Origin of the sequence: Xanthomonas sp. 3307, from assembly GCF_014199735.1 — a bacterium.
Taxonomy (GTDB): domain Bacteria; phylum Pseudomonadota; class Gammaproteobacteria; order Xanthomonadales; family Xanthomonadaceae; genus Xanthomonas_A; species Xanthomonas_A rydalmerensis.
In genome coordinates this window covers 495,559-508,951 of record NZ_JACHOG010000001.1, presented here as the reverse complement: position 1 = coordinate 508,951, position 13,393 = coordinate 495,559, and the positions used below count along the sequence as shown (strand labels likewise).

8 protein-coding genes and 1 tRNA gene are annotated in these 13,393 nt (G+C 70.4%); 7 read left to right on the top strand and 2 right to left on the bottom strand.

The annotated features are described in order from the left end of the window. The first annotated feature begins 120 nt into the window (after nucleotides 1-120). The 5 genes from GGR64_RS02125 (at nucleotide 121) to GGR64_RS02105 (ending at nucleotide 9,137) form a co-directional block, all read left to right on the top strand. Complete coding sequence (locus GGR64_RS02125) at nucleotides 121-4,464, top strand: DEAD/DEAH box helicase (RefSeq protein ID WP_221236037.1); 4,344 nt, start codon at nucleotides 121-123, stop codon at nucleotides 4,462-4,464. 440 nt (nucleotides 4,465-4,904) lie between these two features. Next, complete coding sequence (locus tag GGR64_RS02120; RefSeq protein WP_184643668.1) at nucleotides 4,905-6,572, top strand: methyl-accepting chemotaxis protein; 1,668 nt, start codon at nucleotides 4,905-4,907, stop codon at nucleotides 6,570-6,572. Between the two features lie 82 nt (nucleotides 6,573-6,654). After that, nucleotides 6,655-8,337: a methyl-accepting chemotaxis protein gene (locus GGR64_RS02115; RefSeq protein ID WP_160969844.1), complete on the top strand. Its 1,683-nt coding sequence runs from the start codon at nucleotides 6,655-6,657 to the stop codon at nucleotides 8,335-8,337. 11 nt (nucleotides 8,338-8,348) lie between these two features. After that, nucleotides 8,349-8,870 (top strand): chemotaxis protein CheW, encoded by a 522-nt coding sequence (locus GGR64_RS02110; RefSeq protein WP_160969842.1) that lies wholly within the window; start codon nucleotides 8,349-8,351, stop codon nucleotides 8,868-8,870. Between the two features lie 84 nt (nucleotides 8,871-8,954). Then, the gene (locus tag GGR64_RS02105; RefSeq protein ID WP_184643666.1) at nucleotides 8,955-9,137 is read left to right on the top strand and encodes a hypothetical protein; all 183 of its coding nucleotides are present in this window, start codon (nucleotides 8,955-8,957) and stop codon (nucleotides 9,135-9,137) included. Between the two features lie 205 nt (nucleotides 9,138-9,342). Here the strand turns inward: GGR64_RS02105 and GGR64_RS02100 are convergent. Then, nucleotides 9,343-9,418, bottom strand: a tRNA-Ala gene (locus GGR64_RS02100). A 234-nt stretch (nucleotides 9,419-9,652) separates the two neighbouring features. On the opposite strand from GGR64_RS02100, the gene GGR64_RS02095 reads away from it, so the two are divergent. Further along, complete coding sequence (locus GGR64_RS02095) at nucleotides 9,653-10,057, top strand: H-NS family nucleoid-associated regulatory protein (RefSeq protein WP_160969838.1); 405 nt, start codon at nucleotides 9,653-9,655, stop codon at nucleotides 10,055-10,057. Nucleotides 10,058-10,158: 101 nt separating this feature from the next. On the opposite strand, the gene rnd is transcribed toward GGR64_RS02095, so the two are convergent. Continuing rightward, nucleotides 10,159-11,244, bottom strand: a complete 1,086-nt coding sequence (gene rnd, locus GGR64_RS02090; RefSeq protein ID WP_184449346.1) for a ribonuclease D — start codon at nucleotides 11,242-11,244, stop codon at nucleotides 10,159-10,161. A gap of 239 nt (nucleotides 11,245-11,483) precedes the next feature. Between rnd and GGR64_RS02085 the strand changes: the two genes are divergently transcribed. After that, on the top strand, nucleotides 11,484-13,349 hold the full coding sequence (locus GGR64_RS02085; RefSeq protein ID WP_260302824.1) for a formylglycine-generating enzyme family protein: 1,866 nt from the start codon (nucleotides 11,484-11,486) through the stop codon (nucleotides 13,347-13,349). Nucleotides 13,350-13,393 lie beyond the last annotated feature (44 nt).

Genomic DNA, 13,393 nt, shown 5'->3' with positions numbered 1-13,393 from the left:
TTGATCGCTTGGATAACGTCACCATTTTCATTGTCAAGGCGATGGCGCGAGACAGTCGCGTGGACAATGCGCACGGGTGGCATCGCCGGCGCGCCGCACGCCGGCGCAATAGGAGATCGCATGTCCTTGGCGCAAACGCGCTTTCATCCCGCCGTTTCCCGCTGGTTCGAACAGCGTTTCGCTGCGCCCACGCCGGCGCAGGCGGCGGCGTGGCCGGCGATCCAGGCCGGACGACACACACTGGTCGCCGCGCCGACCGGTTCCGGCAAGACCCTCACCGCGTTTCTTGCCGCGCTGGATGCGCTGGTGCGCGAAGGTCTGCGCGAAGGCGGCCTGCAGGACCGCACCCAGGTGCTGTACGTCTCGCCACTGAAAGCGCTTTCAAACGACATCCAGCTCAATCTGGAGGCGCCGCTGCAGGGCATTCGCGCCGAACTGGCGGCGTTGGGTTTGCCGGATGTGCACATTCGCACCGCGGTGCGCACCGGCGACACGCCGCAGCGCGAGCGCGCGCAGGCGCGACGCCGTCCGCCGCACGTGCTGGTGACCACGCCGGAGTCGCTGTACGTGCTGCTCGGGTCGGTGTCCGGGCGCGAGACGCTGCGCCATGTGCGCACGGTGATCGTCGACGAGATCCACGCGCTAGCGGCGAACAAGCGCGGCAGCCATCTGGCGCTGTCGCTGCAGCGCCTGCAGCAGCTTTGCGAGGTGCCGCCGCTGCGCATCGGCCTGTCGGCGACGCAGAAGCCGATCGATGCGGTCGCGCGCTTCCTGGTCGGCAGCGCGGCGGTGCACGACGGCGAGGCGGACTGCGCCATCGTCGACATCGGCTATGCGCGCGCCCGCGACCTGGCGCTGGAGGTGCCGCCGACGCCGCTCAGCGTGACCATGTCCGCCGACCAGTGGCAGCAGGCGTATACGCGCCTGGCCGAGCTGGTGCGCGCGCATCGCACCACCCTGGTGTTCGTCAACACCCGGCGCATGGCCGAGCGCACTGCCCGGCACCTGGGTGAACTGCTCGGCACGCAGGCGGTGGCGGCGCATCACGGCAGCCTGGCGCGCGAGACCCGGCTGCTCGCCGAGCGCCGGCTCAAGGCTGGCGAGCTGCAGGTGCTGGTGGCCACGGCGTCGCTGGAGCTGGGCCTGGACATCGGCGACGTCGACCTGGTCTGCCAGCTCGGATCGCCGCGTTCGATCGCCGCGTTCCTGCAGCGCGCGGGACGCTCCGGGCATGCGGTGGGCGGCACGCCGAAGGCGCGACTGTTTCCGCAGTCGCGCGACGACCTGGTCGAATGCGCGGCCCTGCTGGACTGCGTGCGCCGCGGCGAACTGGATGCGCTGCGCATGCTCGACGCGCCGCTGGACGTGCTCGCCCAGCAACTCGTCGCCGAGGTGGCCTGCCAGGAGTGGGAGGAAGACGCGCTGTACGCGCTGGTGCGTGGCGCCTGGCCGTATGCGGCCTTGCCGCGCGCGCAGTTCGACGCGGTGCTGCGCATGCTCAGCGAAGGCTTCAGCACGCGGCTGGGCCCGCGCGCCGGCTACCTGCATCGCGATGCGGTGCATCGCCGCGTGCGCCAGCGTCGCGGTGCGCGGATGGCGGCACTCACCTCCGGCGGCACCATTCCCGAGACCGGCGACTACAGCGTGGTGCTGGAGCCGCAGGCGCAGACCATCGGCACGGTCAACGAGGATTTCGCGGTGGAGAGCCTGGGCGGCGACGTGTTCCAGCTCGGCAACGCCAGCTACCGCATCCTGCGCGTGGAAGCGGGGCGGGTGCGGGTGGAGGACGCGCGCGGCGCGCCGCCCAATATCCCGTTCTGGATCGGCGAAGCGCCCGGGCGCAGCGACGCGCTGTCGCTGGGCGTGTCGCGGCTGCGCGCCGAAGTCGAGCAGGCGCTGGAGCAGGGCGGGGCGGCGCAGGCACTGCAGTGGCTGTGCGGTCCGCTGGCGCTGGACGCCGCCACCGCGCAGCAGATCGTCGACTACCTGGGCCGCGCGCATGCGGCGCTGGGCGCCTTGCCGACCCAGCAGTGCATCGTGCTGGAGCGCTTCTTCGACGCCACCGGCGGCACCCAACTGGTGATCCACAGCGTCTACGGCAGCCGCATCAACCGCGCCTGGGGCCTGGCCCTGCGCAAGCGTTTCTGCCGCACCTTCAATTTCGAACTGCAGGCGGCCGCGACCGAGGACGCGATCGTGCTGTCGCTGTCGACCCGGCACAGCTTCGCCCTGGACGAGGTGGCGCGCTACCTGCGCGCCGCATCGGCGCTGGACGTGCTGGTGCAGGCGCTACTGGACGCGCCGCTGTTCGGCGTGCGTTGGCGCTGGAACGCCACCAACGCGCTGGCGCTGCCGCGCTTCACCGGCGGGCGCAAGGTCGCACCGCAACTGCAGCGGATGAAGTCCGAGGATCTGCTGGCCACGGTGTTCCCCGATCAGGTGGCCTGTGCGGAAAACCTGGTCGGCGAGCGCGAGATTCCCGAGCACCCGCTGGTGGCGCAGACCCTGCGCGACTGCCTGGACGAGGCGATGGACAGCGCCGGCTGGCTGCAGCTGCTGCGCGGCATCGAGGCCGGCGAGGTGCGCGTGCTGGCGCGCGAACTGACCGCGCCGTCGCCGCTGGCGGCCGAGGCGCTGGATGCGCGGCCCTATGCCTTTCTCGACGACGCCCCGCTGGAAGAACGGCGAACCCAGGCGGTGCACAGCCGCCGCTACCAGGATCCGGACAGCGCCGACGATCTCGGCCAGTTGGACCCGCAGGCGATCGCCGCCGTGCGCGAGGAGGCCTGGCCGCAGCCGCGCAGCCGCGACGAGATGCACGAGGCGCTGCTCACGCTCGGCGTGGTGAGCGCGGACGAGGCCGCCGCGCAGCCGCAGTGGCAAGCGTGGTTGGGTGAACTGGCCGCCGATGCGCGCGCCACCTTGCTGCACGGCGTCGACGGCGCCGCCGCGGCGCTGTGGGTGGCGGCCGAAGCACTGGCGGCGGTGGCGCCGCTGTACCCGCAGGCCAGCGCGCAACCGGTCATCGCCGTGCCCGAGGGCTACGCGGTCGCCGACTGGGACCGCGACAGCGCGTTGCGCGAGTTGCTGCGCTGGCGCTTGGCCGGTCTGGGGCCGGTCACCGCCGAGGCGTTGGCGGCGCCGCTGCAGCTGCCGCTGCGCGAGGTGCAGGCCGGGTTGCTGGCGCTGCAACAGGACGGCTATGTGCTGGGCGGACGGTTCAGCGCCGACGCCGATGCCGAGGAGTGGTGCGAGCGTCACCTGCTGGCGCGGATCCACCGCTACACCCTCGGCCGCCTGCGTCGCGAGATCGAGCCGGTGGCGCCGCGCGACTACGCGCGCTTCCTGTTCCGCTGGCAGCACCTGGATACGCAGGGCCAGGTGGAGGGCGCCGAGGCGCTGGCCGCGGTGCTGGCGCAACTGGAGGGCGTGGAGGCCGCGGCGCCGCTGTGGGAAGCGGAGCTGTTGCCGGCGCGGGTGCGCGACTACCGCCCGGCATGGCTGGACGAGGCCTGCAGTGCCGGCCGCACGCTGTGGACGCGGCTGCGCCCCGGCGCCGGCGGCGCCGCGCCGACGCTGCGCAGCACGCCGATCCTGTTGCTGCCGCGGCGCAGCGCCGGGCAGTGGTCGCGGCTGTCGCCCGTTCCGGAAGCCGGCGCGCTGGGCTCGCGCGCGCGCAAGGTCGCCGAGCATCTCGAGGCGCATGGTGCCTCCTTTTTCGACGAGATCGCCGAAGCCACCCGTTTGCTGTCCACCGAACTGGAGGCGGCGCTGGCCGAACTGGTTGCCGCCGGCCGGGTCCATTGCGACAGCTACGCCGGCCTGCGCGCCTTGCTGGTGCCGGCATCGAAGCGGCCGTCGGCGCTGTCGCGGCGGCGGCCGCGCATGGCGCTGTACGGCGGCATCCAGGACGCCGGGCGCTGGGCGCTGTTGCGGGCGGGCCCCGAGGCCGACGACCCGGCCGCGCGCAGCGAGGCGGTCGAGTACGTCGCACGGACCCTGCTGCGCCGCTACGGCGTGGTCTGCTGGCGCCTGCTCGAGCGCGAGGCGGCCTGGTTGCCGCCGTGGCGCGAAGTGTTGCGGGTCTACCAGCGCCTGGAGGCGCGCGGCGAGATCCGTGGCGGACGCTTCATCGATGGCCTGTCCGGCGAACAGTTCGCCCTGCCCGAGGCGATCGGCCTGCTGCGGCAACTGCGCCGCGAGCCCGGCAACGGCACCTGGGTGTGCGTGGCCGCCGCCGATCCGGCCAATCTGCTCGGCAGCGTGCTGTCCGGCACGCGGGTGCCGCGGGTCGCGGGGGCGCGCGTGCTGTACCGCGACGGCGTGCCGATGGCGAGCTGGGCCGGCGAGCGCTTCGAGCCGCTGCAGGACATGGAGGCCGAGGAACTCGCGCGCGCGCAGCGGCTGTTGCGTGGCGGCACTGCGGCGCAACGGCAAACGGTCGCGGCACTGCCGATGGTGTGAAGGCGCTGGGCCATGGACGCGCTCGCGCACGGCGATGGCGGGCATATCGGCGCTGCTTTCACATTCTGTCTACAAATTAAAGGGGTTGGCATCCCACTTCGCCCTTGGTGCAAAACAGGGGTCATCTGCCATTGCAGAAAAACTGCGGCATCCACGCCGTCGGCGCCCGGCGAGCTTCTTCACATGCGTCGAGTGCTGCGGCGCAACGCCTGTTGCGCATTCAGTCAGCGCCGCCGCCGTGAGGCCGATATGCGGAATTCTGCAGTTTTCACGCCTTTTAAAGGCGCCATCAATGACGCCGATAGCTCTCACGCACAGACGTTGCGGCGCAGCGTCCTCGCTCACGAACGAGCGAGTGTGTCCACTCCGCGGGGCGCTGCGGAAGACGGCCGGAAGCGCTGCTGGCGCAACCGGACGCAGACAAAGAATCGAGGTACACCATGTTGGGCAATATGAAAATCGGGGTCAGGCTGACGGGGGCATTCCTGATCGTGGCGGCGATCGGCGCCTGTATCGGCTGGATCGGCATCCGCAACTCGGGTCGCATCAACGATTACGCCACGGTGCTGTACGAGCGCGAGTTGCTCGGCCTGTCGCACCTGAAAGAGGCCAACATCAATCTGATCAACGCCGGCCGTTCGCGCGCCAACCTGCAGTTGGCCAGCACGGAGGAAGATCGCGCCAAGCATGTCGCCAGCCTCGACAAGTACACCGCCAAGGTGGTCGAGCACATGGACAAGGCCAGGGCCTCGTTCGACGACCCGGACACGCTGGCCAAGCTGGCCCGCTTCGACCAGGTGTGGAAGACCTATCTGCAGCGGCGCGGCCAGTTCGTCGACTCGGTGATGCGCGAGCCGCTGCCGCAAGGCAATGCGCAGTTGGCGGACCTGTCCAAGGGCGTGCGCAGCAGCTCCGACGAACTGGATGCGCTGATGTCGGAACTGAGCGAGATCAAGGAGGCGAATGCGTCCAAGGCCAACGACGCCACCGACGAGATCTACGCCAGCAGCACCCACACCCTGCTGGCCATCGTGATCGGCGGCGTGCTGCTCGGCGTGGGCCTGGGCGTGTTCATCAGCCGCAGCGTGACCCGGCCGATCGACAAGGCGGTCAGCGTGGCCAATGCGCTGTCCGAGGGCGACCTGAGCATGTCGATCGACGTGCGCGGCCGCGACGAGACCGCGCAGTTGCTGCTGGCGATGCAGCGCATGGTCGAGAAGCTGCAGCAGGTGGTCGGCGAGGTCAACGCCAGTGCGCAGAGCCTGGCTGGCGCCTCGGAAGAAGTCAGCGCCACCGCGCAGTCGTTGAGCCAGGCCTCGACCGAGCAGGCCGCCGGCGTGGAGGAGACCAGCGCCTCGCTGGAGCAGATGACCGCTTCCATCGCGCAGAACACCGACAACGCCAAGGTCACCGACGGCATGGCCGCGCAAGCCGCCCGCGAGACGCTGGAAGGCGGCCAGGCGGTGGTGGCCACGGTGGCGGCGATGAAGCAGATCGCGCACAAGATCGGCATCATCGACGACATCGCCTACCAGACCAACCTGCTGGCACTGAACGCGGCGATCGAGGCCGCACGTGCCGGCGAGCACGGCAAGGGCTTCGCCGTGGTCGCCGCGGAAGTGCGCAAGCTGGCCGAGCGTAGCCAGGTGGCCGCGCAGGAGATCGGCGAGGTGGCCGGCTCCAGCGTGGAACTGGCCGAACGCGCCGGGCAGCTGCTGGAGACCATCGTGCCCAGCATCAAGAAGACTTCGGATCTGGTGCAGGAAATCACCGCCGCCTCGCAGGAGCAGTCCTCCGGCGTCGCACAGATCAATGTGGCGGTTGTGCAACTGAGCCAGATCACCCAGCAGAACGCCACCGCCTCCGAAGAGCTGGCGGCCACCGCCGAATCGATGAGCACGCAGGCCGTGCAGTTGCAGGACAGCATGGCCTTCTTCCAGTTGTCCGCTGCCACGCGGCGTGCCACGCATATGCCGGACGAAGGCGAGGCGCCGCTGTCGCTGCGTGCGGCCGGCTCGCGCTGGGCGACGCGTGCGCCCTCCGCGGCCGCGCGCCGTCCCGGTGCAGGCAACCGCGACCGCAACGAAGCGCTGCTGGGCCGCGCCTGATCCATTCCCTGGCGGCGCAGGTCGCGCCGCCAGTTCCATGTCGATGTCGTTGTCACAACTGCCCCATTGTCGGGAGAGTGCCATGCTGAAGAATCTGAAAGTCGCAACCAAACTCTACGGCGGCTTCGCCGTGGTCCTGTGCATCCTGCTGGCGCTCGCCGGCGTTGCCTACTTCAACGTCTCCGCGCTGTCGCAGGCCAACTACTGGAACACCCACACCTACAAGGTGATCGCCGAAGTCGATGCGGCGCTCAGCAGCCTGATCAACATCGAGACCGGCACCCGCGGCTTCTCGCTGACCGGCGAGGACACCTTCCTGCAGCCGTATCGCGACGGTGTCGCCAGCTTCGACAGCCACCTGCGCACCGCGCAGGAGCTGACCGCGGACAATCCCAAGCAGCAGGAGCGCCTGAACGCGCTGAAGCAGACCCAGGCGCAATGGCTCAGCCAGGCGGTGCATCCGCAGATCGCGCTGCGCAAGAACGTCAACGACGGCCAGGCGACGATGGAGGCGCTGGCCGCCGCGGTGCGTGCCTCCAAGGGCAAGGCCTACATGGATACGATGCGCGATCGCATGGCCGAAGTGCGCCGCGCCGAGAGCGAACTGCTGGCTGTGCGCGCCTCCGAGGCGGAGCAGCTGCAGCAGCGCACCAACCTCACCCTGATCGTCGGCAGTCTGGTCGCGGCGCTGTGCGCGTCGTTTATCGGTTTTCTGATCGCGCGTTCGCTGATGAGCGAACTCGGCGGCGAGCCGAGCACGGTGATGGAAGTGGCCTCGCGGATCGCGCGTGGCGATCTCACCGTGCAGGTGCCGACCCGCCCCAACGACACCACCAGCGCGATGGTGGCGCTGCAGGCGATGGTCGAGCGTCTGGCGGATGTCGTGGGCGAGGTCAACGCCAGCGCGCAATCGCTGGCAGGTTCGTCCGAGGAAGTCAGCGCGACCGCGCAGTCGCTGAGCCAGGCCGCCACCGAGCAGGCCTCCGGCGTGGAGGAGACCAGCGCCTCGCTGGAACAGATGACCGCGTCCATCGCGCAGAACACGGACAACGCCAAGGTCACCGAGGGCATGTCGGCGCAGGCGGCCAAGGAAGCGGTGGAGGGCGGCGAAGCGGTGCTGGCCTCGACCCATGCGATGAAGCAGATCGCGCAGAAGATCGGCATCATCGACGACATCGCCTACCAGACCAACCTGCTGGCGTTGAACGCGGCGATCGAGGCCGCGCGCGCCGGCGAGCACGGCAAGGGTTTCGCCGTGGTCGCGGCGGAAGTGCGCAAGCTGGCCGAGCGCAGCCAGGTGGCCGCGCAGGAGATCGGCGAGGTCGCCGCCAGCAGCGTCGGCCTGGCCGATCGCGCCGGCAACCTGCTCGGTACCATCGTGCCCAGCATCAAGAAGACCTCGGATCTGGTGCAGGAGATCGCCTCGGCCTCGCAGGAGCAGTCCTCCGGCGTCACCCAGATCAACCTGGCGGTGGCCCAGCTCAGCCAGGCCACGCAGCAGAACGCGGCGGCCTCCGAGCAACTGGCGGCGACCGCCGAACAGATGAGCACCCAGGCCGAATCGCTGCAGCAGGCGATGGGCTTCTTCCGCCTCAACCGCGAGCAGGACCTGGCCGCGCCACGCCGTGCCGCGCCGGTGGCGCCCAGGCCGGCGGCCACACGCCCGCTGCGCAACGCCGGCAAGGCCTTGCGCCCGCGTGCACGCCAGGTGCCGGCCTACGCGCTGGCGGATGCGCCGGACGAAGGCCAGTTCGTCAACTTCTGAAGGGGAAGACCATGCACAACGATCGCATTGATGCCGTCACCGGGCTCGCGCAGCAGAACGCCTGGCAGTTCCTGACCTTTCAACTGGATCGCGAACTGTTCGGGCTCAACATCGCCGGTATCCACGAAATCATCGAGTACCGCCCACCCACGCCGGTGCCGACCATGCCGGCCTGCGTGTGCGGCGTGATCAACCTGCGCGGCGCGGTGGTGCCGGTGGTGGATCTGCAATCGCGGCTCGGCCGCGGGCCCAGCCAGGTCACCCGCCGCAGTTGCATCGTCATCGCCACCGCCACCAGCGAAGAGGGGGGCGCGGCGCAGTCCTTCGGCCTGCTGGTGGACGCGGTCAACGAGGTGCTGGAATTGCCGCCGCAGCAGATCGAGGCGCCGCCGGCCTTCGGCAGCGATATCCGCCGCGACCTGCTGCAGGGCATGGGCAAGCTGGAGGATCGGCTGGTGATCCTGCTCGACCGCGCGCGGCTGCTGCGCAGCGACGACATCGCCGAGGCCGGCGCACGCGCGCTGGCGGCGTGATGCCTGGCACGCCGTGATCCGTGCATCACGGCGGCCTCGCTAGGGTGGCGGCGAGCGGGCATCCGCCCCAGCGAGGTGCAGACCATGGCAAAAGACGAGACCACCCAGTCCGGCAAGCAGCAGGGCATCCACGAGGGCCGGCAGGACCGTGCCCAGGACGATACCGCCAAGCAGCGGCCCGGCCTGGAAGACCAGAAGCTGCGCGAGGCGCACGAGCGCGGCCCGCGCTCCGGGCAGGACGAGGCCGCGCAGGACGACAACAACTGACCGATGATGCGGTGGGGAGCGCGCACTGCCACCGCTTCCCGCCCCGTCAGTACGCAAGCCGAGGACCTCCGATCACGCCATCGCCACTGGGCATCGCATGACCGGACCGTCCTGATCGGATGCGCTCAGCTTCAGGAGCGGCCAACAAAAAGGCCAGAGAGCCTGGTGGCTGTCTGGCCTTGTTGCACCGTCGAGGACGGAAAGATGGTGGAGCGGAAGGGGATCGAACCCTCGACCTTCGCATTGCGAACGCGACGCTCTCCCAGCTGAGCTACCGCCCCACATCAGACGCGTAGTGTAACTGGGCACGGGGCCGCGTGCCAAGGGGGCAATGCAACATCCCCGGCGCCGGGCAGGGGGCCGGCCGAAGGGAAGCGAAAACGCGCTCAGCATTCTGTCTACAGCGCGCGCAGGGAGTCGATATACTCGGCGGCCGAAATCTCCCGCGGTGATTTCGTTCCGGACGAAATAAGCCGTCCGCTTCATACCTTTTACTAAAGACGGGTCTTTTACACATGACGGAAGTTCGCAACTTGCAACAGATCGCCGAAGCCAAGGCCAAGCTGCAGGAAGAAATGCGCAAGCTGGAAGAGCAGGAGCGGCAGGCGCGCGAGGGCGAAACCAATGCGGCGCACGCCAACGTGCTGTCGCTGCTGGAGCAGTTCGCCGAGTTCTTCAGCGCCAAGCAGCGCAACGAGATCGCGGCCTACGTGACCAGCGCGGCGTCCAAGCCGGCCAGCAGCAAGTCCGCCGGTGGCCGCAGCGAGGTCAAGCCGAAGTACCAGCTGCCGCACACCGGCGAAACCTGGTCCGGCCGCGGCCGCACGCCGAAGGCGTTCGCCGCCTGGGAAGGCACCGCCGCCTACAACGAATGGAAGGCGCGCCATCCGGATCTGAAGTTCCCGCTCGTCAAGTATTGAGCGGACGAAAAAAGGCCAGGATTTCCTGGCCTTTTTTTATGCCCGATGGCGTGGGCGTGCATGGCGGGGCGATCGCGGCCTGGCCGCGCGGCCGCATGCGTTCAACGTGCGCTGGCGAGCAGCGGTTGCAGGTGCGGCTCCAGTTCGCGTCGGCGCCAGCCGGCCAGCGGCGTGGGCCATTGCGCGCTTTCCAGCAGGGCTTCCAGGTGCTTGCGCGAGGCCAGCAGGCCGTCGGGCAGGCCGAGTTCGGCGCTGCGTGCGGCCACCGCGTCCTGCAGTCGCTTCAGCGCTGCCTTGTTGTCGTCGCTGGCGGCCAGCGCCTGCGGCGCGTCGGCTTCGTCGGCCAGCGGCGTGGTCAGCGCCTGCCACAGCGCATCGCTGAGCTTGCGTGGCGCCTTGGGGTGCTTGTCGAACAGCGCCAGCATGGCCGGCTGGTCCTGTGGCGGGAACCGCGCCAGGGTGGCGGCCAGTTCGTTGTCCAGGATCCAGCTGCGCGGCTTGTCGCTGTGCCGGGCCTGGGCGTCGCGCCAGCGCAACAGGCGCAGCAGGCGCAGTTGCGCGGGGCGGTCCATGAATTGCGCCGAGCGCATGCTCAGGTGCGGCCAGCGCTCGCCATCGTCGTGCTCGACGGTGCCGAGCAGGCGTTCGCCGTCCTCGTGCAGCCAGTCGCTGCGCTGCAGGGTCTGCAACCGCGCCTGCAGGTGATCGTGCAGCGCGAACAGATGGCGCACGTCGTCGGCGGCGTATTCCAGCTGCGCCGGCGACAGCGGGCGGCGTAGCCAGTCCGAGCGGGTCTCGCCCTTGGCCAGGTGCACGCCGGTGATCTCCAGCACCAGCTTCTGGTAGCCCATGCCAGCGCCGAGCCCGGCCAGGCCGGCGGCGATCTGGGTGTCGAACAGCGGCCGCGGCAGGGTGCCGCAGGCGCACTTGAAGGCGACCAGGTCTTCGCTGGCGCTGTGCATGATCTTGAGGATGCCCGGATCGCTCAGCCACGGCGCCAGCGCCTGCGGCATGCCCGGGATCAGTGGGTCGATCAGCAGGATGTCGTCGCCCACCGCCATCTGCACCAGCGCCAGTTGCGGCCAGTAGGTCCGTTCGCGGACGAATTCGGTATCCAGGCCGATGCGGGCCGGCCGCTGCGCCAGCCGTTCGCTCAGCTCGGCGGGTTGCTTGATCCAGTAAGGCACGTGATTTCCGTTGACTGCAGGGTTTGCTCAGGCAGGCGAGAATAGCCTAACGTCGCTCCGCCGGCCGCACGGCGCGCCGGGTGGGGCGGCGTCGCAAGGGCGTGTCATCAATCCCCGAGCAATCGCGGCCCTTCGGGTTGGGTCTGACAGGCGCGCGGGCCCAACGCGGCATACTCGGGAATTGGTGACACGGCCCAGGGCCATGGTTCGGAGGAAAGGTGCGCAGCAGCGGCGTTGTGATGGTCTGGAGCATGCTGGCGGCAGTGCTGGTCGGCTGTGCGCGGCAGCCGCCGACGCCGGCCGCCGATCCCGCGCCTGCGGCCGCCGCTGCCGCCGTGCCGGCGCGGTCGGCGCCGGCCAGGCCGGTGCAGGCGCCCAGCGTGACCATCGGCGGCGAAGACGCAGCCGAGACCGTGGCGCGCTGGCAGCCACCGTTGCCGACCTTGACCCGCGGCGGCCTGCCGCAGGCGCGGCGCGAGGCGGCGCGCGCGCTGGCCGCCGATCGCCTGTTCGAGGACGCGCAGTCGGCGATTCCGCTGTACCTGGCGATCCGCAGCCTGGCGCCGAACGATCGCGTCGCCCAGGACGGCCTGCGCAAGGCGCGGCGACGCCTGCTGCAGTTGGGCGCGCAGGCGCTGGGCGATCCGGAGCGGTCCGAGCGCACGCTGGAGCAGGCTGCGCGCATCGCGATGGTGGCGCTGTGGCTGGATGCGGACGATCCGGCGGTGCGGCGCCTGCAGCAGCGGGTGGAGACCGCCTCGCGGGTGCTGGCCTACAACCGCGCCGGCGAGGACGACCTGCGTGGTGGCCGCCTGGGCGAGGACGGCAACGGCGCCCTGGCCAATTTCCGCGAGGCGCTGCTGCTGGATGCGGACGATGCGCGCGCGCGGCAGGGCGTGGCGGCGGTGGAGAGCGCGCTGATCCGCCGCGCCGAGACGGCGGCGGCGGCCTCGGATTTCGCCGCTGCCGGCAGCTGGCTGGCGCGTGCGGCGCGGGTGCGCGAGGACGCGCCCACGGTGCGCGATGCGCGCGTGCGCGTGGAGCAGGTGCGGGTGGCGCGCATCGCCGCCTTGCGCGATGCCGGCCTGCGCGATCTGGCCACACCGGCCGGGTTGAAGTCGGCGCGCGAGCGCCTGGGCGAGGTGCTGCGCATCGCCGATCCCGGCGATCCGGTGGCGGCGATGCTGCGCGAACGCATCGACCTGACCACCCATTACGGCAGTTTTCGTCCCGGCCAGGTGTTCACCGACGGCATGCACGACGGTGGGCGCGGCCCGCAGATGATCGTGGTGCCGCACGGCGGCTTTCGCATGGGCGCGGCCGAGACCGAACCCGGCGCCTCGCCGGCGGAGATGCCGCAGCACTACGTGCGCTTCGACCGCGGTTTCGCCATGTCGATCACCGAGGTCACGGTGGCCGAGTTCCGCCGCTTCGTGGAGGCGACCAATGCACGTCCGCGCGCCACCCGGCGCGGCCATTCCACGGTCTACGACGAGCGCAGTGGCAACTTCGTGCGCCGCAACGGCGTGGACTGGCAGTCCGATTACCAGGGCGCGCGCGCGGCGCCCAACAGCCCGGTGATGCACGTCAGCGTGCGCGACGCCGAAGCCTACGCGGCCTGGCTGTCGCAGCAGACCGGGCGGCACTACCGGCTGCCCAGCGAGGCCGAGTTCGAATACGCGCTGCGCGCCGGCGGCCGCGGCCGCTATCCCTGGGGCAACGCCGGCACGCCGCCGCGCGGCAGCGGCAACTTCACCGGCGGCGGCGACGTCTCGCCCAGCGGTCGGCACTGGCGCAACGCCTTCGTCGGCTACACCGACGGGTTCTGGGGGCCCGCGCCGGTGGCCAGTTTTTCCGCCAACGCCTGGGGCCTGCACGACATGGCCGGCAACCTCAGCGAATGGGTCGCCGACTGCTGGCATGCCAGCTACCGCCGTGCGCCCGCCGATGGCGCGGCCTGGTACAACCCGGGCTGCCGCTCGCGGGTGGTGCGCGGCGGCAACTGGGCCAATGCGCCGGAGCAGACGCGCGCGGCCTGGCGGCTGATGCAGGATTCGGACAGCACCAGCGCACGCGTCGGCTTCCGCCTGGTGCGCGGCATTTGACGCCGCCGCGCCGGTGCCGGCGCTAGATTGCCTCACCAGTCAAC

Coding starts and splice junctions, on each gene's coding strand:
- GGR64_RS02110 (WP_160969842.1), top strand. CDS start 8,349: ATGCACAACGATCGCATTGATGCCGTCACCGGGCTCGCGCAGCAGAAC.
- GGR64_RS02105 (WP_184643666.1), top strand. CDS start 8,955: ATGGCAAAAGACGAGACCACCCAGTCCGGCAAGCAGCAGGGCATCCAC.
- GGR64_RS02095 (WP_160969838.1), top strand. CDS start 9,653: ATGACGGAAGTTCGCAACTTGCAACAGATCGCCGAAGCCAAGGCCAAG.
- GGR64_RS02115 (WP_160969844.1), top strand. CDS start 6,655: ATGCTGAAGAATCTGAAAGTCGCAACCAAACTCTACGGCGGCTTCGCC.
- GGR64_RS02085 (WP_260302824.1), top strand. CDS start 11,484: ATGGTCTGGAGCATGCTGGCGGCAGTGCTGGTCGGCTGTGCGCGGCAG.
- GGR64_RS02125 (WP_221236037.1), top strand. CDS start 121: ATGTCCTTGGCGCAAACGCGCTTTCATCCCGCCGTTTCCCGCTGGTTC.
- GGR64_RS02120 (WP_184643668.1), top strand. CDS start 4,905: ATGTTGGGCAATATGAAAATCGGGGTCAGGCTGACGGGGGCATTCCTG.